Origin of the sequence: Bremerella cremea (assembly GCF_003335505.1) — a bacterium.
Classification (GTDB): domain Bacteria; phylum Planctomycetota; class Planctomycetia; order Pirellulales; family Pirellulaceae; genus Bremerella; species Bremerella cremea_A.
This window is the reverse complement of the sequence record NZ_QPEX01000010.1, coordinates 625,870-650,883: the sequence shown is the minus strand read 5'-3', so window position 1 is coordinate 650,883 and position 25,014 is coordinate 625,870. Positions and strand designations below refer to the sequence as shown.

15 protein-coding genes are annotated in these 25,014 nt (G+C 54.8%); 5 read left to right on the top strand and 10 right to left on the bottom strand.

Annotated features, from left to right (window positions below):
• Positions 1-11: 11 nt before the first annotated feature.
• From DTL42_RS03750 to DTL42_RS03735, 4 genes are all read left to right on the top strand, one after another.
• A complete protein-coding gene (locus DTL42_RS03750) occupies positions 12-995 on the top strand; it encodes a lysylphosphatidylglycerol synthase transmembrane domain-containing protein (RefSeq protein ID WP_114367336.1) in 984 nt (327 codons plus the stop codon).
• 25 nt (positions 996-1,020) lie between these two features.
• On the top strand, positions 1,021-1,989 hold the full coding sequence (locus tag DTL42_RS03745; RefSeq protein WP_114367335.1) for a glycosyltransferase family 2 protein: 969 nt from the start codon (positions 1,021-1,023) through the stop codon (positions 1,987-1,989).
• Entirely contained in the window at positions 1,976-3,568 is a 1,593-nt protein-coding gene (locus DTL42_RS03740) for a hypothetical protein (protein ID WP_114367334.1), read from the top strand. Before DTL42_RS03745 ends, DTL42_RS03740 begins: the two co-directional genes overlap by 14 nt.
• Positions 3,569-3,699: 131 nt before the next feature.
• Positions 3,700-4,413, top strand: a complete 714-nt coding sequence (locus DTL42_RS03735) for a peptidylprolyl isomerase (protein ID WP_199590021.1) — start codon at positions 3,700-3,702, stop codon at positions 4,411-4,413.
• Here DTL42_RS03735 and DTL42_RS03730 read toward each other — a convergent pair.
• The 5 genes from DTL42_RS03730 to DTL42_RS03710 all read right to left on the bottom strand — a co-directional run bounded on the left by DTL42_RS03730 (position 4,390) and on the right by DTL42_RS03710 (position 13,608).
• Positions 4,390-5,043, bottom strand: a complete 654-nt coding sequence (locus DTL42_RS03730) for a hypothetical protein (protein WP_114367333.1) — start codon at positions 5,041-5,043, stop codon at positions 4,390-4,392. The two genes, DTL42_RS03735 and DTL42_RS03730, sit on opposite strands and share 24 nt — an antisense overlap.
• Positions 5,044-5,773: 730 nt before the next feature.
• On the bottom strand, positions 5,774-7,054 hold the full coding sequence (gene aroA / locus DTL42_RS03725) for a 3-phosphoshikimate 1-carboxyvinyltransferase (protein WP_114367332.1): 1,281 nt from the start codon (positions 7,052-7,054) through the stop codon (positions 5,774-5,776).
• A 186-nt stretch (positions 7,055-7,240) separates the two neighbouring features.
• Positions 7,241-8,893 (bottom strand): hypothetical protein, encoded by a 1,653-nt coding sequence (locus tag DTL42_RS03720; RefSeq protein ID WP_147274149.1) that lies wholly within the window; start codon positions 8,891-8,893, stop codon positions 7,241-7,243.
• Positions 8,890-10,863: a multiheme c-type cytochrome gene (locus DTL42_RS03715; protein WP_114367330.1), complete on the bottom strand. Its 1,974-nt coding sequence runs from the start codon at positions 10,861-10,863 to the stop codon at positions 8,890-8,892. The genes DTL42_RS03720 and DTL42_RS03715 overlap by 4 nt, the downstream gene beginning before the upstream one ends.
• 336 nt (positions 10,864-11,199) lie before the next feature.
• Positions 11,200-13,608 carry a hypothetical protein gene (locus tag DTL42_RS03710; RefSeq protein WP_114367329.1) on the bottom strand — a complete coding sequence of 803 codons (2,409 nt, stop codon included), beginning with the start codon at positions 13,606-13,608 and terminating at the stop codon, positions 11,200-11,202.
• A 416-nt stretch (positions 13,609-14,024) separates the two neighbouring features.
• Here DTL42_RS03710 and DTL42_RS03705 point away from each other — a divergent pair, with 416 nt between their 5' ends.
• Positions 14,025-20,222 carry an MG2 domain-containing protein gene (locus DTL42_RS03705; protein WP_234824061.1) on the top strand — a complete coding sequence of 2,066 codons (6,198 nt, stop codon included), beginning with the start codon at positions 14,025-14,027 and terminating at the stop codon, positions 20,220-20,222.
• An 84-nt stretch (positions 20,223-20,306) separates the two neighbouring features.
• Here DTL42_RS03705 and DTL42_RS03700 read toward each other — a convergent pair whose 3' ends face one another.
• The 5 genes from DTL42_RS03700 to DTL42_RS03680 form a co-directional block, all read right to left on the bottom strand.
• Positions 20,307-20,642: a rhodanese-like domain-containing protein gene (locus DTL42_RS03700; protein ID WP_114367328.1), complete on the bottom strand. Its 336-nt coding sequence runs from the start codon at positions 20,640-20,642 to the stop codon at positions 20,307-20,309.
• Between the two features lie 82 nt (positions 20,643-20,724).
• Positions 20,725-22,134, bottom strand: a complete 1,410-nt coding sequence (locus DTL42_RS03695; protein ID WP_114367327.1) for a sulfatase-like hydrolase/transferase — start codon at positions 22,132-22,134, stop codon at positions 20,725-20,727.
• A 214-nt stretch (positions 22,135-22,348) separates the two neighbouring features.
• Positions 22,349-23,590 (bottom strand): NAD(P)/FAD-dependent oxidoreductase, encoded by a 1,242-nt coding sequence (locus DTL42_RS03690; RefSeq protein WP_114367326.1) that lies wholly within the window; start codon positions 23,588-23,590, stop codon positions 22,349-22,351.
• Positions 23,591-23,626: 36 nt separating this feature from the next.
• On the bottom strand, positions 23,627-24,133 hold the full coding sequence (locus DTL42_RS03685; protein ID WP_114367325.1) for a MarR family winged helix-turn-helix transcriptional regulator: 507 nt from the start codon (positions 24,131-24,133) through the stop codon (positions 23,627-23,629).
• A 109-nt stretch (positions 24,134-24,242) separates the two neighbouring features.
• Positions 24,243-24,638 carry a hypothetical protein gene (locus DTL42_RS03680; protein ID WP_114367324.1) on the bottom strand — a complete coding sequence of 132 codons (396 nt, stop codon included), beginning with the start codon at positions 24,636-24,638 and terminating at the stop codon, positions 24,243-24,245.
• Between the last annotated feature and the right edge of the window lie 376 nt (positions 24,639-25,014).

Below are 25,014 nucleotides of genomic sequence, written 5' to 3'. Positions count from 1 at the left end.
AGTCGCGCGTGATGCTCTTGGTTCAGGTGATTGTGGTGGCTCTGGTGATCTGGGGGATATGGCACAACGTGCAAAAAGCGGTCGACCAAGTTCAGCAACAAAATTTTTCTTTTCAGGAATTACGCTGGCCTTGGCTAGTCGCAGCGGGGGGGCTTTATCTGCTTGGCTCGTTGCCGATGGGGTTGTTCTGGCTTCGCTTGATGCGGGCCATGCAGCAGAAGCCCACCACTTGGAGTGGCATTCGCGCGTTTTTCATCGGGCATTTGGGGAAGTATGTCCCCGGCAAGGCGCTGGTCGTGGTGCTGCGGACTTCGCTGGTCCAAGGCGAAAGTCTCAAACGCTCGGTCGTGGCAACCGCCGTTTTTGCAGAAACCTTGACGATGGTTTCTGTCGGGGCCGTGTATGCCGCGATCTTGATTTCGCTCTGGTTCTCGGACCGACAAATTTTATTGTGGCTGGCGATCGGCATTGCGGTGGCGGCCAGCTTTGTGACGTTGCCGCCGGTGTTTCGGAAGATTGTGCTGATATTGAAGGTTGCCAAGATCAATCCCGAGATTGCAGAAAACCTGGCTGGTCTCAATTATCCGGTCATGGCTTGGGGATGGGTGGCTAACTTGATTGGCTGGACCTTGCTCGGCAGCAGCTTGTACGCCGTAATGGCCAGTATTCCCGATGCCGATCCACACTTGGCCAGCTTTACCCAGATGTTCCCCTTGTTGGCGGCTACGGTATGTCTGGCGATGGTGGCTGGCTTTGTCACGCCGATTCCTGGCGGCATGGGGGTGCGGGAATTTGTGATCATGGAAATGATGGCCCCCGTCTTTGGCCCCGTGGTGGCGGTCGTTTCGGCGGTCCTGTTACGCGTGGTTTGGCTTTTTGCGGAATTGGCGCTGGCAATTATCCTATATGGAATTCCCGCCTCGCCGCCTACTGCCGAGCTTGCTTCTGCCGAGATCCCGCCGGCGGAAGAAGACCCTGCCCAAAATCCTGCCTAACGAAAATGCTCGGAAGCCCGATTTCATGAAGCTCTCCCTGGTAATCCCGGTTTATAACGAAGACGAAAGCTTGGCCAAGCTGCACGCAGAAATCTGCGAGGTGGTTTCGGCCAACGGGTACGTGATCGAGATTCTCTTTATCGACGACGGCTCGCACGACGATTCGTGGCGGGTCATTGGTGAATTGGCCAAGCAAGATGCCCGGGTTCGCGGCTTCAAGTTTCGCCGCAATTTTGGCAAAGCAGCCGCGCTCGATGCCGGTTTTCAAGAGGCTACCGGCGACATCATCATTACCATGGACGCCGACTTGCAAGACGACCCGCAAGAGATCCCACGTTTTCTCGAACAACTTAACGCCGGTAAAGATGTTGTCAGCGGCTGGAAGAAGGTTCGTCACGATCCATGGCACAAGGTCGGGCCATCTCGCGTCTTCAACTGGATGGTTAGTAAGTTGACCGGGGTGACGCTACACGATCATAACTGCGGCATGAAGTGCTATCGCAGCGAGATCTTCCAAGAGGTCCGCTTGTATGGCGAACTGCATCGTTTTGTCCCGGTGTTGGCTGCGGCCCACGGTTGGAAGGTGGGAGAGATTGTCATCAACCACCGCGCACGGCAGTTCGGTTACTCGAAGTATGGTGTCCGTCGCTTTTTAAAGGGCTTTCTTGATCTCACCACGGTGGCGTTCATCACCGGCTATGGGCAGCGTCCTCAGCATTTGCTAGGCGGAATCGGGTTGTTGTTCTTCGCCGTGGGGTTTCTCGGGCTGTTCGGGCTTTCCTCGTGGTGGGTACTCGATCGGGCACTGGGCGTGGAAGAACCAATCGAGCTGCATAAGCGAGCGATTTTCTATTACTCGATTGTCTCGCTACTGCTGGGTACCCAGTTTGTAACCGTCGGGCTGTTGGCGGAAATGATTCGATCGGCCATGGCGCCGCAAACCAAGACGTATTTCGTCTCGCAAAGGGTAGGGGCGTCGGATGAAACCAACTAGAGTCTCCCGCAAGAAGGAAGCGTGGGCGGAAGCGGATCAGTATCGTTGGGCCATTTATTGGCTGTTGATCGCGGTGTGCCTGGGGGGAAGCATCGGGCGAACCTTAGCAGTCTCCGGAGAACATGGTCGTCATCCGTTTCTCAGTGCGAACGATCGTAGTCGCTGGGCCACGGTCCGCTCGCTGGTCGACCATCATACCTTCGCCATCGACGACGTGATTCAAGATCGCTATTGGGATTCGATCGACAAGGTCTATCACCTGGGTCCAGACGGCAAGTACCACTATTACAGCAGCAAACCGCCACTCATGTCGGTTGTGTTGGCAGGCGAATATTGGTTGATCAAAAATGTAATGGGTATCGAGATCGCCCAGCACCCGTTCTATGTGGGGCGGGCGATTATGATCTTCACCAACAGTTTGCTGCTGCTTGGTTTGATCTGGCCGACCATTCTGATTGTCGAACGTTACGCCAAGTCAGACTTTGCCCGCGTGGGAATCGTTGCCACGGTTTGTTTCGGCACTTTTCTCACGACGTATGCCGTGACCATCAACAATCACCTGTTGGCGGCCACCAGTGTGGCGATTGCGCTGTACTGTGGCTTGCGGGTCTGGTGCGATGGCTGCTCGGAAGCTTGGTACTTTCTGGGGGCTGGCTTCTTTGCGGCGTGTGCGGCGGTGAATGATTTGCCGGCGTTCAGTTTCTTCGGTTTGCTGGGACTGGCACTGCTTATCAAACGCCCACTGCCGACGTTGTTGTATGGCATTCCGGCAGCAATCGTGATTCTGGCAGTTTCCCTCGGCACGAACTACATCGCCCATCAATCGTGGCGCCCACCTTATGCCCATCGCAGCGATGGGCCAGTGTTAGGCAAGGTAGCAACTAAACTCCACGGCCCGCTCGACCAACAAGAATTGCCGGCAGCAATTCGAGAGGTTCTCGCCGAGATGGATGTTGTTCTTAGCGACGAGGCTCAGATCATTACACGTGAGACAGGCAGCCGTTGGGTTCTGCTTGATCATGGTATTGACCGAAGATATGCCATTCAGCGAACCGATTCCGGCATCGAAGTGCGTGATTGGGACGACTGGTACGACTACGACACCAGCTACTGGAAGCCTGGCGTGAAGAAGGGGGTCGACGAAGGGGAGCCTTCGCGAGCTTGGTATGCGTTTCACGTAATTTTGGGGCACCACGGTATCTTATCGCTCACGCCGGTGTGGTTGCTTACCATCTTGGGGCTGGGCTTGTGGCTGGGCGAGAAAGGGGCGTCTCGGCAAGTGGCGGCGTTTATCGTGCTGCTGACCGTGGTTTGCGTGCTGTTTTATATCTTCCGTCCGCTGAAAGACCGAAACTACGGCGGCATGACGTCTGGCTTTCGTTGGGCGTTCTGGCTGATTCCGCTGTGGTTAACCGCGATGATCCCGGTGCTCGATCGTTGGAGGAAGTGGTGGTGGGGCCAGCGCATCTTCGCGGCGCTGCTGTTATTTTCCGCGATTTCGGCCAGCTATTCGGGACTGAACCCTTGGATTCATCCTTGGATTTATAACTACTTAGGGTACTTAGGTTGGCTGCCGTAACGGGGCAGGGTGCTGGCAAAACTCGTGTTGCGTGATTTTCTGAAATGGTGACAATATAGGCCTGATTCCCGACCCTGAATTTGACCCGTTCCATTTATAACCTTCAGGGGTAACGCAAGGAGGCGTGCTAGATGAAGTTCCCGCATTCATCGACCTGGATTGCCGCACTTGGATTCGTCCTGTGCATTGGTATGTTTGCCACCGGTTGTGGCAGTTCCGATCCCGTTAGTCCCCCAGCTGTCAGTATCGGTACCCCAGGTGCAGAAAATGGCGGCGCCGGCACTCAGACGGTTTCTACGGAACTGCAACTAGATAACGGTGCCTCCGAGTTTGGTGGTGAAGAGTTCCCTGAAGTCATTCTTAATACGACGAAGGGAGCGATCCGTTTAAAGCTAGACGCGAAGAAGGCGCCAGCTACGGTCGATAATTTCTTGACCAACTACGTTGCCACTGGCCACTACAACGGCACGATCTTTCACTACGTCAAGGCGCAAGGAATGATCCTGGGCGGCTTGTTCGACGCTTCGATGAACCCGAAGGAAACACGCTCGGAAATCCAAAACGAAGCCAACAACGGGCTCAAGAACAAACGGGGCACAATCGCCATGTCGCGCGATCCGAACTTTATTCACAGCTCGACCTGCCAGTTCTTCATTAACTGTGCCGACAATAGCTCGTTCGACTACATCGGGCCGGATGATTCTAACAGCTACGGGTACTGCGTCTTTGGCGAGGTCGTGGACGGTTTAGATGTGGTCGACGCCATATCGCAAACCGAGGTTAATGCGAACGATGGCACGCCAAGTCAGCCCATCGAAATCTTATCGGCCGAGCGCGTCAAGTGAGTCTTGGCCGCTGGCCGTAATGCGTTCTGGATTGTAGGAAGTTCGTAGAATTTCCAGCAGGTGATCAACCGTGTAATTGCGTCGGCGGGGGCTTGCCTGGGCGACATCTAAGAGCCCATGTTCTTTGAGAAGGTCCTGGGTGACCAGGCCTTCCAGTGGTGGGAAAAGAGGCTCTTGCGGAACCCAATTTGCTTCAAACGCTTGGCCTCTACCGGCCAGAATCAAGAAGTGCCGCAGCGACGCATGCGATGAACACATCGCGTCGATTCGTTGAAACAGAAACGTCGGATCTTCTGGGAAGTGATCGGTCGGATCGTGTGAGAGTTCGCTTAGCACGAACCGACTGAAGAACTCTTTGTCGTGGGGAAACGTCCGTACGATCTGATGGCGGCCAGGGATTTGAATATGCATCCCACGCAGTTCTTCGAGTAGGTTATGAACCTGACTTTGCGTGATCAGTTGCGGCTTATGCGGATTACCCACTCGGGCAAAAAACTGCCGGACTAGGCTCTCTAATGTTTCAGAAGACGGGCGTTGTCGTTCTGCCTGAACGTGCGTGATGCTGCCTAGCGTCAGAGCAAGCATGATTGCGAGTGCGGCAGTTGATGAACGGAAGCGTAAAAAGCGCATGATTTTCCCAGACACGTTCGCGCAATTTGTGCAAATCTTGACCTCGTAAATATCGTTCTGCCCACTAGAAATAAGAATAGATCACAATCTAGGGCATGGGTGTGGATTAGCCAGAAAAGGGGGGGTAAGTGCTCAAACAGGCCTTATCCGCGAGATATCAAACGGTTTAGAGCTTCATCCACCTGTTAGGTGGATGTTTTGGCTTCTTAATTAATTGAAATTAAGATCCCCTAGCTACTGCTATAAAGATGGCCTGATATACCGTAGGCCCATTTTTTTCGTTTGATTTCTTCGCCTGGTTCCTTATACTGCGGGGACGTTTTCGAGGTTGTCACCCCCAATGACAACCTGCAGGCAATCACGGTAGTAGGAGATACCGTCGTGTGTAAAGTCACGTATTTCGTGCAATCATGTCCGACCTGCGGCCGGAAGCTACAGGTAAAAGTGGAATACTTGGGGTTGGAAGTTGCGTGCCAGCATTGCGGCGCTAACTTCATTTCCCAAGATCCCACCATCCTTGGCGCACCGATCGCAAACCCGGTGGACGATGCATTGCATAAGGCCGACGCCTTTCTAGGCCGGAGCCTGGTAAACACTCAATTTCCTACCACATTTGGTACCAATTGAGGCATTTCAAAGGCGGAAAGGAAGTTGGCTTGCAACTCGCAAGTCTGTACGAAGAATGGGCCGCATGACGCGGCCTTTTATCGTTCTTGGACGCACGCCGTCGTTACGAAGTGCCACAAATCTTGGCCAGATCCTCAAAGAAAAGCGGATAGGTCTTGCTGGTGCAGCCCGGGTTCAGAATCACCACGCCCGGTTGTCGCAACCCAACCAGGGCTAAACTCATTGCCATACGGTGGTCGTTATAAGTTTCGATTCGAGCCGGCCTTAAAGGGCCTGGCGTGATGATCATACCGTCGGGCAGTTCTTCGACCGTTGCCCCCAGCTTTTGAAGTTCACAGGCCAAGTCGCCGATCCGGTCAGTTTCTTTGTGGCGATTGTGGGCCACACCGGTAATCTTGGTCGGACCGGTGGCGAAGAGAGCCACCGCTGCCAAAGTCTGAACGGTATCGCTGATTTCTCCCATGTCGATCTCGATGCCATGAAGCGGTTGCCCAGTCACGGTGATCGAGTCGGCCTGGTAGTCGACCTGACAGCCCATCTGAGCCAGGGCGTCGCAGAAGCCGACATCGCCTTGCAGAGCATCGCGGGAAAGCCCTGCGACGGTGACCTTTCCTCCGCTGACCGCTGCCGCCCCCCAGAAATAACTCGCTGCCGAGGCATCTGGTTCAATCGCATAAGGGCGAGCTTGATACGTCTGCTGGCCGGGAATCACAAACCGGCGGCAATCGTTTTCTTCCAAGTCGACACCGAAGTCGCGCATGATGTGCGTCGTCATGCGGACGTACGGCTGCGAAACCAATTCGCCATCAACTTCCAGTTCTACTGTTCCTTGGGCATAAGGAGCGGCCATCAGCAGGCCACTTAGGTACTGACTGCTAATGTTGCCGGCAATCTTCGCTCGGCCTCCTGGTAGCCCGCTGGCCGTGACCAAAACCGGTGGACAGGCATTGTCGTGCTCGGTACGAATCTTGGCGCCCAACTGCTGCAATGCCACGATCAAGTCGCCGATTGGGCGTTCCCGCATTCGGGCAATCCCATCGAGCCGAAAGTTCCCCTCGCCCAGCGTGGCCAGAGCGGTAAGAAACCGCATCGAGGTGCCGCTGTTGGCGATAAACATCTCCATGTTATCCCCGGCGAACGTGCCTCCGTTGCCGCAAACGGTTAGCGTGTGAGCAGCGGCATCGTGATCGATCTTCACGCCAATGCGGCGGAGACTATCGATCATTACTTCGGTGTCTTCGCTTTCAAGAGCCCCAGTCAGCAGCGAGGTACCTTCGGCCAGAGCAGCGATGATCAGCGCGCGGTTGGTTAAGCTCTTGGAGCCAGGGGGCCGAATCGAACCGGTAATCGGGCCACATGGGGCAATCTCTATTTCAGCAACCACGATGCAACTTCAGCAAACAAAGGAATAACACGAGGTCTCCGCTTTCTTAATAAATAGAAAACGGCACAAGGGGGCGAAGTCTCTAGTTTACTTCTTCCGAGCGATTTTCCACAGATGGTGTCTCCTCCCTGGGCCAAGGCGGCTTTCGTTGCCACTCCCCCACGCGAGAGCTGAAACCACTGCCTGTTAGAACAGAATCGTCTCGGAGACGAACACGCCATCGCGGCGGAGGGCGGCATTTTCGGAGAAGTTAACCAGCCCCAAGACTTCGAAGAACGTTCGTTTGCCGGTCTTGCGTTGGTAACGCAGGCCTAGCCCGTAGATAGCGTCCCCGTTGAGCGATTGAAACGCGAACTCAGGGGCGATCGACTCGTCTTCGTGGTGGCGGAAGAACTGCATGCCGACGGCGGCACCGTAGTTTTCTCCCAACGTCATACCGGTCGAAATGCCGACGAGCGGGTTGACGTCGAAAGCGGCGCGTAGCCGGTTGAAGCCGCCACCAGCTGCCGAGTTCCAGCCTTCGGTGGCATAGAACAAGTTGCAGTAACCGACACCTAGTTCGATTCCTAGCGGATGATTGGGGAACGCTTGCGTGTAGTTCGTTTCCAAGACATACAGTTCGCCCCCGCCGGTACCGGCCTCGTCACCAAATTTGAACAAGGCACGCCCGGTACACGTTAGCTGTCCGTACAACGCCGTGCGAGCAATCGCATAGAAATGCTGATTTCGGCCAGGTGCATCAGGCGTTTCGATAAACAGGTACGAGGTCTCGTAGAATATTTTTTTGTAGTCGACAAACGCGCTGATCCCGTACATTCGCGAGTTGGCATCGGCCACGTTGTCGACGTCGCTCGGAGCGTAAATTCCTTGAATGTTCACGTTGCTCGTGTTGCCGATGAACAGCGTGTTCTTGCTGAGTGCCAACCCCAGCACTTCGTCGTTCATCAACAGTTGGTTCTGCAGCAAGAAGGGGAACTTGCCGACGGCGATGTTCAAATCGCGGACCGAAAAAGGATCGAAGTAGCCAGAGAAGATGCTATGCAGTTCTCCCTCGAACCAAAATCGCTGCGGCGCGCCGGTGCTATTGTCGATGTAGCCGGCGGGGGCGTTAAAGCGATAGTAGGAGCCGCCGGTCGAGCCTTCGCCAAGGGGACGAAACTGAACGTGAAATCGCTCGGTACCAGTTAAACGTAGATCAAGGTCAACAATTAACTGATGCCCGAGACCATCAGAGCGGGTTTGGTTTTGCTTGTAAGCGATGGCACTGGCTTGGTACGAACCGTAAGCCACAAAGCGCGGTTCCCAGTTGTAGGCACTCGGCCCGAACCAATGCAGCAAAGGGTACTGCTTGATCGGCTCTTCTCCGAGAAACCCGGTGAAAAGTGTGAACGGTTCCGGCTCGACGTAATCTTCCGGTAGACGCAGCAACTCGTAGCCGGTGTCGTACGTGCTGTCGGGCCAGCCAAGTTGGTCCCCTTCAGGGGCGTACAAATACGATCCGCCATGTTGCCACAGTTCTTCTTCGAGCGGGGGCAGCGGCTCGTCGTCCCACGGTTTTTTCGGAGTAGGACGTGGCACGGTGGTCGATACCATCTCCATCGCCGCTTCGCTGGAAGGATTCATACGCGGGAGTTTGCGGCGTTTTACTTCGTCTTGAATCGAAGGCAACAGCTGCAGCCCGTCGTTGAATTGAACTTGCAGCAGCGGGTTTTCCTGCCCCGGTAGTGGCGGCGACGGGAAAAGGCTCTCTTCCGCTTGCACCGAAGCAACGCACATCCAAGCGACGCAGCACGATTGTGCTAGTCGACAAAGGAAAGTGGGAGTAACGTGCTTTGTCATGGGGCGACCTCGATCGTACTGCACCATTCTTTCAGCACAACAATCTGTAATTGTTGTTTCAGGTGCGGTGCCCCAATATGATCCATGAGCGTGGGCGGAAGATGACGGAAGTTAAGCCGCACTTCAACGTGATATGTCCCCGCCGCTACCGGCAGATGAACGGGATAGGTTTGCGACTGTTTGGTGAGTGGCGCGAGGCTGCCCTTGGCAATGCGGAATGTTGGCGGACGTCCGAACGATTCCGCGATACCATTGGCGGGGCGCAAGATGTTGATCGGCATAAGATGGCGATTAACCGAAAGCACAACCGAACGTTCCGTCCCTTCCGATGTCAAAGCAATGAACTTGTTCTGGAAGTTAAGCAGATAGCGGTCGCGTTGGATCTGGTTGGCTAACACGGCGTAGCTGTGCTCGTCGCGAAGATCGCCGTTCTTGTCTAAATCGCCAGAGGCAAACACGATGTGCCCGGTTTGGTCGCGAACAATGGTCGAGATCCAAGCCTGGCGTTCTGCCGTGAATCCGGTGGGAAAGCTATGTCCCGACATTTTGCTTTCAACGGTGACATCGACATGAACCGTCTCGCCAGCGCGGGCGTTTTTCGGGGCGACTACGTAAACGTCAGCCGCGTTGGAAAGAACTTCCAGGCGTTTTTCATCCGCGATTCGCAAGCTGTGCCGGTTCTTCTTACGCAACTCGGTAAGTGTTTCCTGCTCGTAGCGACTTAGCGCGTTCCAGTCGCGATAGTCCTTCTCGTACATCCAGTCGAGCTTCTCGGGAAACTCGGTGTCAGGCAGCAGCGAGTAGTCAGGCCCTGCGAATGTGTGATCGGTGAGATGACGGAGCGGGAGCTTTTCGGCAGGCAACCCGGGAACAACCGCAACTCGCCCTAGCGGACGATCGCATTCTTGGAAGGGAAGCCCTTGCACCGGCCCCATGTGGCACATTTGGCAAGTGATCCCTTCTTTGGCGGCAGGGCTGTTTTGCCACTCGCTGAATGCTTCCTCAAGGCGAATCCCTTGCGGGTTGATCACATCGTGACATTCCCCACAGAATTGTGATGACTTGATGTAAGGTAGTTCCGCCGATTCATGCGAGCCAATACCGGGCCCGCCGACGCCGTCATCGAAAGGACCATACATGCAGACATCTTGCAGCTTGCCTGGCTCTACTGGAACACGGCCACTGCTCTTGTAATGCTTGGTGCTTCGGCGATGACAAGCGACACAGGTGACCCCTTCCATCGAAATGCGCGAACGGTGCACGTTGCGGAGATTGCCGTTTTCTCCGAGAGCAGTCCCGACCGGAGTATGGCAGCGGGTGCAAAAGGTCCCTTGGGTGCCGCTGGTGCGTTCCTGCAACGTTAAATTGAACGCTTCGAAAGCTGGGCTATGTTGGGCATAGGCGTGCATCGAGCGGGACCATTCGTCGTATTGCTTGGGGTGGCAAGCTTGGCACTGCTTGGCCGAGGGAAACTCAAGCTCGGTCAGAGGAGTAATATCGCAGTGATTGGGCAGGGCGTATTCGAGGGCCCCGTTCGAGATCCAACGTTTGAGTGTTTCCTGCTGGTTGGGTGTCAGCCAGTCAAGCTTTTCGGGCGGCATTTCCGGGGTGCGAGGAATCCCGGAACCAACGGCGGCGTGCTCTTGCCATTCTACGTAAAGAAAAAGGGCCGACTCGTCTGGCTGCCCAGGGACCACAAGACGATCTTTTCCGATCACTCCATCAATGATTGCTTGATACGTAGTCAGGTCGGTTTGTTTGGTCCCAGGGCGATGACAACTAGCACATTTTTGAGCTAGCATCATGTAGACGTCCGGCCAATCCGGATCGTAAGGGTGGGGGGAAGAAATGAGATGCGGGACCGCTTCCACAGAAGTGGGGGTTACGCCAACCAGCCACAACGAGCCTAACAAGGCCAACCCGACGGTTATCACCGCCAATTGGGAGGTTAATTTCTTCGCTGCAGGCATTCGGGTGGGATTCCTTCCCGCACATTGAATCTCTTGGTAGCGTCTGCGTTAGCAATCTTAGAGGGCGACCAACAGAAGCCCCGGAAACTCGTCAGTATTTGGATTAATCCGGATGAGGATTCCTTACGCAAACATCTATAAGCCGGTCCATGGCGGAGATGAGATGCTATTGATTGCCGCATCCTAATGAAAGCTCTTATCGTCTCGCAATACGAATGGACTTAGCTTTGTGAGGATAACAGGATTGACGCTTACAATCAGAAGTATTTGACTGCCAGGATGATCTTGCAGAAGCAGTGCAACCGGCTGAATCGGCAAATCTTTACGTGAGAGGTATCAATTAGCTGCGGAAACCTGCTTTAAGGCCTCGATCAAGGCCTGGTCGTTCGTCTTACTCGCGAAATTTTTGGCCAATTTAAGCATCGCATTGGCAAGTTCGTCTTCCCCTTTGGCCCGGATAAGGGGGATCTGCTTTATCGCATGCTGGACGATCGCGGTATGAACCTCGTCTCCATCGCTAGAATTTGCGGCAAGCTGCATCGCTTTCGCATGCCACTCTCCTTCGCGAATGGCAAACTGGGCATGCCAGGCGTCGATAATCGAGGTGCATAGCGGGAAATCAACGGCTCGGGCCGCTTCGGCCAGAGCTAAGCGGAACGTGACGTACTGAACCGGCGAGCCAGGGGCTTGAGAGTTGGCCTCTTCCAAAAGTTGGTCCCCCAGTCTGCTATGAACCGAGCGATTCGGGGCCGCCGCAATCCGATTATTCCACTCCTTCATGACCTGCTCGCTAGCGTAGGCCAGGGCAGCGTCATCGGGAATCGCCACAGGCTGCGCAGGGGCTTCCTCTTGCTCGAACGAAGCCGTCAGCGCCGAAGCAAGCAGGTCGACTTCCTCTTGAGGCAAAAAGCCGTTGGCCCATTCTTCCTTGGCCCGCTCGACGCCAGCTTCTGGGGTGACCAATAGGAACGCGCCGATGATTTTCTTCGACTCGATATTGGCCGGCAGTTCCTTCTCGGCCAGAAATTTGGCCAAACCGGAGGGCATATCGTCGAGCGTGTACCGTTTGTTTTCGCCAGCCACGCGTAGCACCAAGCGGTTCGCGTCCGACTCGACAACTCGGGTCAGTTTGCCGTTGACGTCCAAGTCTTCATCGGGGGGAAGTTTGGTTAACTGGCGAGAAACGGCTTGCCAAAATTTCAGATTTAAATCAGCGACTTGCTTGAGGGCTGCCAGCTTGGCCTGATTGGAGGGGGAAAGCGAAAGCGAATTGACCGACACAAGGGCCTGCTTGGCCCCCATCGCGTTACGATCGGTCAATTGTTTTCGTGCGGCTTCGACGGCAAGTTTCAACGTCTGGGGAGAAGCTTCGGTCTCTGGCGTGTCCGTCATGGCCTCGCCTGGCATGTTGGCAGGACTGGCGGCCGCAACCGTTTCGACGGCGGCGTACTTCTTCTTATCCGCTTCTAACGCGGCCAGCGTTCCCCCATCAGCGCCCGACTTGACCCATAAATCACGGACATATTCGATGTTCGCTTTAGGAGAAAGGAGCAAGTGCGAGGCCTCAATTCGTTGTTTGGCACCGTCATCTCCTTTCAAGCGGCTGATCGCTAACGCACGCTGCAAGCCGTCGGGCAACTCTTCGCGGAGGAACGCTTTGGTTTTGTTGGCAAAGCGAATGCCCACGCGCTTGTCGTCGACCATGGTGACGGTGAAACTAGTACTGCCGACCGTTAGTTCTTCTCCTTCTTGGATCGATGTCTGCCCTTCGTTGAGGGCCTGGTTATAGGCCATCAGGTCTTGCACAAATTGGTCGACCTGCTGAAAGTGCGTTGTTCCTTCGTTCGTCTTGGGAAGTTCACGAACCGAGTTAAGGGCAACCGATGCTTTGGCGAAATCGTTCTGTATGATCCCTTGCCAGGCCGTCATTAAGGCCGTTTGCAAGTCGGCTTGTTGCTCGGCGGTGGCGGTTGGCTCGGCTGGTTTGCTGGGCATCGCAGGCATACTGTCCATGCCGACCATGGTTTCTGCTGGGTTACCGAGGCTTGGTATCGAATTGGCGAGTTCTTCCGAAGTCGGACGTTTGCCGCCAGGAACTTTGGGGTTAGGCTTGGCCGGCGCTACTTCCTCTTCAGGCGCTTCGGCGGGCTGGGCAGGTTCCGCTGGGGAGGGCTTTGGCTTATCTTCAGGGTCTTGCTGGGCGACGTCGCCTGCTGGCTGCATGAAGAAAAAGTAGTACCCCCCTCCGCCTAGCAGGGTAAGCAGAACCAGGGCAATGCTGGCATAAGTGGTAAATGCCGAGTTACTCGCGCGTCGTTTGACCGAAGAGGCCGTCGATTGCTTTTTCGTTTGGATAAGTGGTTCAGCCGAGGAATCAGAAGACGCGGCTGGGGCGGCTGCCACGGCCTGGATCGTAGCAACCGGGGCTGCCGGCGTTTGCACTGGCTGGGCAGGGGCCGTTTGTCCGCTGAAATAGGCTTGCAGTTGTTGATCGTAGGCTTGCTTTTGAGCCGGATCGAGCAAACAGTTTTGAGCCAGTTGAATTTCGGAAACCAGGGCTTGGCGTGCCGGTTCGTCCGCCGGAGCCATCGGAATGGAAGCCCGTGCTATCGCATTTTGCGCAGCCACCATGATCTTACCGGCATCTGCTTCGTACAGAGGTAAGCTCAACAAGGTGTAGCAATCAGGCCGGCTCGATACGTTGAGCCCCAACCAAGTTTGATAAGGGTTGGTGGTTCCAGTCATTCCTCGGCACTCATATTAGGCAAGTTGATTCTCAGGGTATTTTGCCGCAAGTCAGATTGATTCAACAAGCGGCAGGGAGCCCCTGTCGTATCCGACGAGGAGACGTCCGATTTGGTTTCACGAAAACCGTTGAGGCAGGCTTCCTCGGGGAATGCTTCGCCAGGGTGGTGTTTAGCTACCCATTGTACTGCCGTGAAAAAAAATCGGAACAGAAAAGTCCGATGCTTCGCTTGAACCTACTTTATTCGCCACGAAGTGCAAAAATCTTGGAATTCCCTAAAATTGTTCCGGGAGAAAATATGACCGGAATTGGGATTTACGGAAATCGCAAAATGGCTTGAACTCGTCTAGCTGAGGACGAGGCAAATCCCCTCAACCCCCGGAACAATTGACGAGAGCACTTGAAGGACGCCCCCATGAATCACTATTCGTTCGCACGCTCCATTCCTATCGCAATTTTATGTTGCTTTGGCGCCGTAATGGTCGCTTGGCTAGGAATTGGGCAAAACAACGCACAACAACAAGCCCCCGATATCAAACAAATGGAAACGCTTGCCCAGCAAGGCAACTTTAAGGAAGCTTACCAGGCGGCGGAAAAGATCTACTTCTCCTCTCAGCAAGATCCGCAAGCCCTTGCCCTTAATCTGAGAATTCCGGTTCAATGTTTGCAGCGGCTGGGGCGTTACGCCGACGTTGATGCCTTTTTGGAAAAGACAGCCAAAGCACAAAAAGACCACTGGCAGGTGCTGGCCGCGGTGGCGAAGCAGTATACCTCGCTCGACCACTGGGGCTCGATCAACGATAACCAGTTCGAGCGTGGCCAGTCGCGTGGCGGGGGGAAGCGTGTCAACAGTTTCCAACGCGATCGCGTCCGCGCTTTGCAGTTGTATGTTGCCGCGATGCAGTTAGCCCAGCAGCAACAAGCCGACACGGCCATGGCCGATCTTTATCTGGAGGTCAGTCACTTCTTTCTCTACGACAACTTTGGTCGTGGTTCCTGGCAGCTGCAATACTTGACTGACATTGACGAGTTGCCCGACTACGAAGAAGGGTATAGCTTCGGCGGCAGCAACCAAGGGGCTCCGGTCGATGAAGCAGGAAACCCCATCTACTATTACCTGCCCGAGAGCTGGGATGCTGCGAAAAACGATGGCCAACGAATGCGTTGGGCCATGCAACAGGTCGGCAAATACAACGCCCAGCGGGTCGACGAAGTGCAGCTACAGTGGGCCAGCTTTTTACAATCGCAGTTCGGCGTGAACACGCTACAGCAGTACCGGTGGTTCTTTGCTGCTCGATCCAACTCAGACGAGGAAGACGCCACGCCGCAACTCTTGCAGTTGGTAACGTTGAAAGAGAACGAAACGATCGCTCGCCTGGCGACCGGCATCAAGCGGTTTGAATTGCCGGACGAGTTCAACCACATTCGCGTGTGGCAGAAGGTAATTGCCGACAAAGCCAAGCTGCGATCGCAAGCCTACGACAACCTGGCTGCGGTCTTTGAAAATCGGCGGCAATACCCTCAAGCCGCAGAAACGTGGCGCGCCGCGATTGCCAATGTGGGCAAGGGAAATAACAACTATCGCCAGCAGCGTTTAGACCAAATCGTCGATAACCTGGGCCAATTTCAAGGGGGCAAAGTGCAAGCCGCCGGCCAAGGGGTGACGCTGCAGTATCTGTTCCGCAACGGGAAAGAAGTCATCCTGACGGCTAACGAAATCAAGATCGACAAACTGCTTTCGGATGTGAAGCAGTATTTGAAATCGAATCCTCGCCAGCTCGATTACCAAAAAATGCAGTTGCAGCAGATCGGCGAGAAGATTTTGTTTGAAGATGGCGGAGAGGATTATCTCGGTCAAAAGGTTGCCGAGTGGAGCGTCAAACTCGATCCACGCCCGAACCACATGGATCGCCGCATCGACATTCATGCTCCTTTGAACAACGCTGGGGCTTACATGGTGACGGCCAAGATGCACGATGGCAACATCTGCAAGGCGGTCGTCTGGGTTGCCGATACGGCCATCGTCAGCAAACAGCTTGATAAGGAAAAGCTGTACTACGTGGCGGATGCGGTCGATGGCAAGCCGATTGAAAAGGCGAATGTCGAGTTCTTCGGCTACAAGATCGAGCAAGTAAATGGTCAGAATCGGTTCAGGGTGCTGACCAAGGATTTCGCTGAGTTTACGAACTCCGACGGACAGATCACGCTCGGACAAGACCAACTGCCGCTTCAGTATCAATTTCTCACGATTGCCCGGACCGAAGGAGGACGCCTGGCGTTTCTCGGCTTCCAGCATATTTGGTATCAGCAGCGGCACGACGATCAGTACAACCAGGTTCGGAGCTACGGCATTACCGACCGTCCTGTCTATCGTCCGAACCAAACGATGAAGTACAAGTTCTGGACGCGGACGGCGAAGTACGACCAAGGTGACGTCAGTAACTTTGCCGGCAAAACGATTCGTGTCGAACTGCGCGATCCGCTGAACAACTCGGTCTTCGTCAAGCAGTTGCCAGCGGATCAATATGGGGGCGTCGACGCCGAGTGGGAAATCCCCAGCGACGCCAAGCTGGGCCAGTACCGTTTGTTAACCCCGCACGGCAGCGTTCCCTTCCGGATTGAAGAGTACAAGAAGCCCGAGTTTGAAGTTACCGTCGAGGCCCCTGAAAAGCCGGTGGAACTGGGCGAGAAGGTGACCGCGAAGATCACCGCCAAATACTACTTCGGTTCGCCAGTAACCAACGCCACCGTGAAGTACAAGATTCAGCGTTCCGAGTTCAACAAGCATTGGTACCCGACCGCGCAGTGGGACTGGTGTTACGGCAACGGGTATTGGTGGTTTGCTTACGACTATCCTTGGTATCCTGGCTACTCGCGTTGGGTTGGCTGTATGCGTCCAGCACCTTTCTGGATTGGCTGGTCGAATAATCCGCCAGAGCTGGTGGCCGAGCAAGAGGTTGAAATTGGCGAAGATGGATCGATTGAAGTCGAGATCGACACGGCCCTCGCCAAGGCCCTGCATAGTGATTCCGACCATCAATACACCATCACCGCTGAAGTTCGCGACCAATCGCGACGTACGATCGTCGGCAGCGGCAAAGTGCTGGTCGCCCGCGAACCGTTCAAGGTTTATACCTGGGTCGATCGTGGCTACTACACCGTGGGAGACACCATCCACGCCCATTTCCTGGCGCAAACACTCGACTCGCGCGATGTTGCCGGGAAAGGTGTGTTGAAGCTGCTGAAGATCACCTACGACGAAAAGAACCAGCCTATCGAAACCGAAGTTCAATCGTGGAACCTTGCCATGACCGGGCGAGGGGACGTCTCGCAGACGATGGATGCCTCTGCCCCTGGCCAATATCGGTTGAGTCTGGAAGTGACCGACGAAGCAGGCCACACAGAAGAAGGTGGCTACATCTTTACGATTCGTGGGCAAGGTTTCGACGGTTCGCAGTATCGCTTCAATGCTTTGGAATTGATCCCTGATAAGAAGCAATACGAAGCGGGAGACACGATTCGTTTGCAGATCAATACCGACCGCGTCGGCAGCACGGTGCTGCTTTTCGTGCGGCCTTCGAACGGAGTTTACTTGCCACCCAAGACGATTCGTTTGACCGGCAAGAGCACCGTGTACGATATCGCCGTGCTGAAGAAGGATATGCCAAACTTCTTTGTCGAAGCGGTTACGATTTCCGATGCTACGGTTCACGACGAAACGAAAGAAATTGTCGTTCCGCCAGAAACCCGCGTCCTCGATCTGCAGGTCGAAACCGACGCTAAGGATTATCTGCCTGGCAGCGAAGGGAAGATCAAGCTGAAGCTAACCGACGAGACCGGTGAGCCGTTTGTCGGTTCGACGGTGCTGACGATGTACGACAAATCGGTTGAATACATCAGCGGCGGATCCAACGTGCCGGACATTAAAGCGTTCTTCTGGAAGTGGCGCCGACATCACCACCCCAGCACCGAAGACAGCTTGAGCTTGTACACCTATAACTTGATCCCCAAAGATCAAGTGCCGCTGAATTTCCTCGGGATTTTTGGCAACAGTGTGGCCGACGAGCTAAGCAGTTCCGTTGTCGAAGACCAAGCAATGGGATTTGGTATGGGTGGCGGCAGAGGCGTGACCCGCTTTCAAGGCTTGGCCGCTGGCCGCGCGATGGCCAAGGGGATGATGATGGATTCTGCGATGCCCATGTCAGCAGCTCCGGCAGCAGAAATGGCTGAAGGCGTGATGGCCGGTGCCGACAAGCAAGATGCCTCTGACGGCCAAATGGATTTAGTGGAACCAACCATCCGTTCTAACTTCGCCGACACCGCCTTGTGGGCGGCTTCGATCGAAACAAACGAGAAGGGAGAGGCCGAACTCTCGCTGACCATGCCTCAGAATCTGACGACTTGGAAGATTCGCAGTTGGGCGATGGGGCAGGGGACAAAGGTGGGGTCGGCGGAAAGTGAAGTGATCACCCGTAAGAACCTGATCATTCGCCTGCAAGCTCCGCGTTACTTTGTGCAAACGGACGAAGTCGTTTTATCGGCGATCGTGCATAACTACCTGGCGAGTGAGAAGACGGCAACCGTTTCGCTGGACATCCCCAGCAAGCTGATGACCAGCGAGAATCCGCTGACGCAAAAAGTAACGATCCCAGCTGGCGGGGAAGTTCGCGTCGACTGGACGGTGAACGTCATCGGCGAAGGGGAAGCGACGATCACGATGAAGGCGCTAACCGATGAAGAATCGGACGCCATGCAGCAGAGCTTCCCGGTTTATATCCATGGAATGCTGAAGACGGAATCGTGGGCAGGCACCGTTCAGCCAGAAAACAACGTCCAGTCGTTCCTGATCAACGTGCCTCAAGATCGCCGCCCAGAAGATTCTCGCTTGATCGTGCGTTACTCGCCCAGCTTGGCGGCCTCGATGGTCGAAGCGTTGCCGTACCTGGTTGATTATCCTTATGGCTGCACCGAGCAAACGTTGAATCGTTTCGTGCCAACCGTGATCACGCGGAAGGTGCTGGGAGAAATGGGGATCGATTTGAAGTCGATTGCCGAGCATCAAAACAATTTGAACGCTCAGGAAATCGGTGACCCGGACGAACGCAACCAAGATTGGAATGCCGGTCGGAGAGACCACCAATTAAAGAACCCCGTTTTCGACGATGCCGAACTGGAAAAGATGGTCAAAGCAGGCGTGCAGCGTTTGACCGAAATGCAAAACGCCGATGGCGGTTGGGGCTGGTTCTCTGGCTACAACGAACGGAGCTATCCGCATACCACTGCCGTTGTTGTGCGGGGATTAGAAATCGCCCAGCGGAACGGCGCGGCGGTTGTGCCTGATACGATCGAACGTGGCAAGCAGTGGCTGATCAACTACCAGAATCAGGAAGTTCAGAAGCTGCAAAATGCCGACGAAATGAAAGATCCTTGGAAGTCTCAGGCCAGCAATCTCGATGCGATGGTCTACGGCGTATTGGCCGAGATGAAGCACGATAACCCCGCGATGCGTGGCTTCCTGTATCGCGATCGGACGAACCTTACGGTTTATGCCAACGCCATTTTCGCCCTCGCTTTGCATCAAGTCGGCGATCAAGAAAAGCTGGCCATGGTGCGGCGTAACTTAGATCAGTACGTTGTGACCGATGTCGAGAACGAAACGGCCTATCTGAAGATGGGCGCGGACAATTACTGGTGGAACTGGTATGGCGATCCGATTGAGGCGAACGCCTACTATTTGAAACTGTTGGCCGCGACCGACCCCCAGAACGTGACCGCTCGCCGGATGGTGAAGTACCTGCTCAATAACCGGAAGCACGCTACCTACTGGAAGTCGACCCGCGACACGGCGCTGTGTGTCGAGGCGATGGCCGACTACCTGCGGGCCACCGGTGAATTGAATCCGGAAATGACGGTAGAGATTTTCGTCGATGGCGAGAAGAAAGCCGAGACCGAGTTCACCAAAGAGAACCTCTTCCTGGTGGACAACACGGTTGAACTGACCGGCCTGCAAGTGACTGATGGTCAGCACAAAGTCGAACTACGTCGCAAAGGAAGCGGCCCAGTCTACTACAGTGCCTACCTGACGAACTTCACGCTAGAGAACTTCATCACCAAGGCTGGCTTGGAAGTGAAAGTCGAACGGCGGTTTTATCGTCTCGATCGAGATGAAGATGCCACGGTACGAGCAGTCGGCGATCGTGGTCAGGCTTTGCAGCAAAAGGTCGAGAAGTACACGCGAACGCTCCTCGAAAACGAGTCGCAGATTACCAGTGGCGACCTGGTCGAGATCGATTTGGTAATCGAATCGAAGAACGACTATGAGTATGTCATGTTCGAGGATCAAAAAGCGGCAGGGTTTGAAGCGGTGAACTTGCTGAGCGGTTACAACGGGAACTCGTTAGGGGCCTATATGCAACTTCGCGACGAACGCGTAACCTTCTTCGTGCGGCAACTGCCACGCGGCAAGCATACGATCACCTATCGTTTGCGAGCCGAGATCCCGGGTAAGTTTAGCGCCTTGCCGGCGATCGCCCAGGCCATGTACGCTCCGGAACTGGTCGGCAACTCGGATGAGATGAAGGTCAAGATTGCTGACCTGCCCGCGAAGCCGTAACAAGCTTTCGTATGAGCAAAAAATAAAGGGGCGTCCTTTTCACAGGACGCCCCTTTTTCGTTTCTCCGCTTCAAGATCGAGCGTTCAGGAAGCATGGGCTAACTGGCCACCTTGTTCCTGCCACTCCTTGGCGCCCCCTTCAAAGTCCATGACTTCGGTGAAGCCGGCACTGTCTAGACGTTCGGCTGCCTTGGTGGACGATGGGCACTCAGCGTTTGCGCAGTAAACAACCACAGGCTGGTTCTTCCCGCCCAGCGTCTGTTGTACTCGCTGCTCGAAGTCGCTGGATTCGAGGGGAATGTTGATAGAACCAGGGATTTCCTTCTGCGCGAAATTGTCTTCACTTAACGTATTAATCAATGTTAATCGCACACCTTGGTTCTGTTTCGTTTTCAATTGATCAGCGTTAATCGATTGCATGATCTCTCTCCTTCTATTGCAGAACGTGACGTTCACTAAGGAAAAAGGCTGCAAATGGTGTTCCATCATCGACGCCTGATCTTTACTTCGGTTCCCAGTCGGCGCCGTTATCGGCGGGCATTTCCTGGTGCCAAGCGAGGACCGTGCTCTTTAAACGTTCGACAATCGCAGGATGCTTCTCGGCTACGTTTTTACGTTCGCCTGGGTTCTTTTCCAGGTTGTAAAGCTCGACGTCGCCACCATCGTAACTGCAAAGGAGTTTCCATTTGCCTTCACGTACGGCCAGATCGGGAAGTTGCTTCTTTTGAATTTCCGGACGATCTGGCGGGCGGCGGAAGCAGATCGGTCCGTTGTGCGATTCGGTTGTGGTGCCCAGCAGCACGCCCGGTAATGCTTGACCGTCGAAGTTAACTTCCGACGGAACTTTCACCCCAGCGACCGCCAAGAGGCTCGGCACCAAGTCGTAGGCCGCAAAGATCGACTCTTCGTTGGTTGTGCCGGTGTGTGCGGCATCAATCAGGCCTGGTCCCCAAACCACCAAGGGAGAACGGATGCCTCCTTCGTACAAGGTGGTCTTATGACCGCGCAGATGTCCCGCCGAGCCAGCGCCCAGTTCAGGACCGTTATCAGAACACATCACGATGAGCGTGTTGTTCTTTAGCTTCTCGTCGTTCTTGATGAAGTCGAACAACGTACCAAGTTGCTCGTCCATCGTTTCGAGCACGCCTAAATAAAGCTGCCGTTTCGAGGCATCCCCTCGGCGTTCTTTCGGCGGGAAGAAAGGGGAATGAACATCGTCTGGCCACACGTTGATATAGAACGGCTGGTCCTTGGCTTCGGCTTCTTGGATGAATTCGATGGCACCATCGACGAAACGCTGCGTGACCTTGGAACGCTTCTCCCAGAAGATTTCACCTCGTCCCAGCTTATCGGAACCGAGCGTCCACAATTTGGGCTCCTTGCCATCGTAGGCATCGAGTTCGGCCAACACGCGGTCGCCGAGTCCTTCGAAGTTGGTCAGCGAATCGTCGAAACCATATTCCGTGATCAGAGGAGCCTCGCCGACATCACGTTGTCCGCCCATGTGCCATTTTCCGAAGTGACCGGTCGCGTAGCCAGCGTTGTGCAGCATGCGAGCCAGCATCGGGGCCGCAGGATCGAGCCACTGGGCCATCCCCCGTTTTTCGTTCAGCTCGCGGTTAGCGAGGTAGGAGGAAATCTTCCACCGCTGCGGATATTGGCCCGTCGAGATCGCTGTTCGCGATGGCGAGCAGATCGGCGAGTTGACATAGAACTGCGCGAATCGAATTCCTTCCGCCGCCAGCCGATCACAATTCTCGGTCGTGGCATCTTCGTTGCCAAAGCAAGAGAAGTCTCCCCAGCCCATGTCGTCGATGAAGACCACGATGATGTTGGGGCGTTCAGCCGCCGCAAGAGGCGTAGCGAACAGGCCGAGCAAAAGCAGGAAACAGGAGAGACGAACAGCTTGCATGAAGTAGTCCTTTGGGCAAGGGATAATCACGGGGGGACTACTCAATCTAACACAGCTTCTTCTGAATCCAAGAAAGGTGAACGGAGAGGTTTAAAGGATTTGTGGTAGAAACGCAACGATTAATAGCCGCGGCGCAACAGATCTCATCCCGGCAGGTCCTAGCATGGGGCCTGCCGTTGGAAAGCTTAGGGGGTGAAAGTCGAAGCGTGTTAGGCTAGTCGGCCATTGCTTCCGATTCGACCTTCATGGTGTCGATCGATTCGAAGACCTTGTCGAGACTTTCTTTGAAGAGATCACCGATTAAGAGGTCGGTGATATCCCCCCGATGATTGGGGAAGCGTCGCACGAACTTACCGAAGTTGAAGCCGTCGTAATAGGCACACACCAGATTCCGCATTCGTTCCATGCCTACCAAGTAATCGGCTTCCCAACCGGCAAGTTGCTCCCGCGAAGTGTCCCCTTTTTTCAGTCCCTCGGCAATTGCGTCGGCGGCCAGTTCGCCTGATTTCAGCGCCAGCAGCACACCAGAGGAATAAAGAGGATCGAGAAAACCGAGCGCGTCGCCAATCAGCACCCAGCCATTGCCGGCGGCCTGTTTCGCTTTGTAGGTGAAGTCTTTGGTGGCAAAAACCTTGCTGACCTGGGTGGCGTTCTCGACTCGCTGTTTGACACCAGGGCAGCGTTCCAGCTCTTCCAGGTAAACTTCTTCGTGCGATCCACGATTTTTGAAGAGGTAATCGAAGTCGCCGACCACCCCCACGCTGACGATATCGTCGTGCAGCGGGATGTACCAGAACCACCCCGTCTTGTTCTCGACTTGCAGCACGGTGGTGGCCCCTTCGTCCCGGCCTGGGGCTCGCTGGGCACCTTGGAAGTAGGTCCAGATCGAACCCTTGTTGAGGGTTGGGTCTGGCACGCGTAATTTGAGCTTGTTCAGCAGCAGCGAACTTTGCCCACTGGCATCGACGACCACGTCGGCGCGTACTTCGCGTTTATTCCCCTCTTCGTCTAAGATTTGCACGCCAACCGCGCGATCGCCTTCAAACAAGACGTCCAGCACGCGAACCCCTTCGTGCGTTTTTACGCCATGCTCTTCAGCGTTGCGGAGCATCATCTCGTCGAATTCGCTCCGGCGAACTTGCCAGGTTTGCGAGCAATCGTGGTCTTTGTTGTCGTGGAAATAGAAGGGAGCCGATTGCTTGCCCGAATCACTGACGAACTGCACACTGTACTTTTTGATGAAGGGACTGTCCTTCAGCTTTTCCAGCATGTTCAGCCGCTTAAGCACCCAGTAGGTTTCTGGGATCAACGACTCGCCAATGTGATAGCGGGGAAATTTTTCACGCTCGAATAGTTCGACTTGAACCCCTTGCTGGGCGAGAAGCGTGCTGACGGTTGCCCCGGCCGGGCCTCCTCCAATTACCACTACCTGAGTCTTATCGTTGGTATCGATCATGCTGCTGTGTGCCTGTGCGTGGGGAACGCTCGGTGATTATTCGTCCACGAGGGAAAGGTTGGTGGCGTCTTCGTGTGGCTCCCGCGCTTCTTTCAGCAACGATGCCATTTGACGCAAAGCCTCAGGGGGAAGGTGTCCGAGTTGCTTCTGGTGACACTCGGCAACCTGAGGTGCGAGCTGTTCCAGAAGGTCTAGACCTGACTGGGTAATGGTAACCTCCACAACGCGCCGGTTCTCTGGCCGCCGTTCTCGTTGCAGCAAGCCGCGTTGTTCCAGCTTGTCTAACAGTCGCGTCATATCCGGAGCACGCGAAATCAGGCGCGACCCTAAAACCAGGGTCGGCATCGATTCCGGGTAAACCGATTTCAGCAGACGCAACGTGTTGTATTGTTGGGCCGACAAGCCGACTTTGCCGAACAGTTCTTCCTCGAAAGCTTTAAGACGATCGTAAGTCCGCCACAAGTTGAGAAAGACTTCCTGTTCTAGGGAGTCGAACTTCCGCGAATCAATTTGCGAATCAGGTTTTTGTGAATTAGGTAACATACCCCCAGGATAGGCGTTGGGCCAATAGACGTCAAGACAACTGTTCCCTTTCTGACCGCAGCAGGCCGGGCGTATTAACCGCCCCGAGGGAAGTTTTTGACGAGCTTGGTCACTTCCGTTTCCGCCGCAACTTACGGGGGCCTGCTCGACCAATATAACGAGGATGCGTTTCGGCAGTTTCTGTTGCTGTTGCGGCGGCCAAGGGAGTATGCAACGAGAACGGTTCTCGGACGTTGTCACGATTGGCGATGGTTACGCTGTGATCTTCCCCCAGATCGCTTGAAGCGATACCTGGTGGCGTTGCCGTTTGCTGAGTTTGCGATTGGGCGGCGGCCTCGACCGCTTCGCGATCTTTGGTCTCTTTCAAGATCATCTTCACCATAGCCTGAACCATGCGCGAGGCTTGTAGACGCAAATTTAACGGAGCGTTTAAGTCGAGTGCGATCTCTTTCGGAACTTCGATCGCCGCTTGCCAGTGCTCAGCCGTCAGCGTGTAGCTATTCATGATCCGATTCCCTTTTGATGGGTAAAAACGAGAACGCAGTACGTTTTAAGACGCCACGGTATTTCCGCCCGAATCCACCCTGAAGTGCATTGCTTATTGTGGGTGTACTAATGTATACACAAAGGGTGTTCACATGGCGAAACCTTTTTTGCCTGTTTTTGGGCCAAGGATTCGCAGAGCGGTTTCGCACTTGGTCTGTGAAATGGCTTTTCAGAACGCTGGTTTGTTGATACTCGCATGGCCCGAAGAAGGCGTGTCATGCGGGTCATTTCATTGTCACTACGCGAGGCTAATCCTGGCCGAAATTGCCTAGTTTACTTCCAGGTGGTGTCCGAGCGAGTTCCGGTCGAGAGGCTGGCCGTGCTGCGATAGCAAA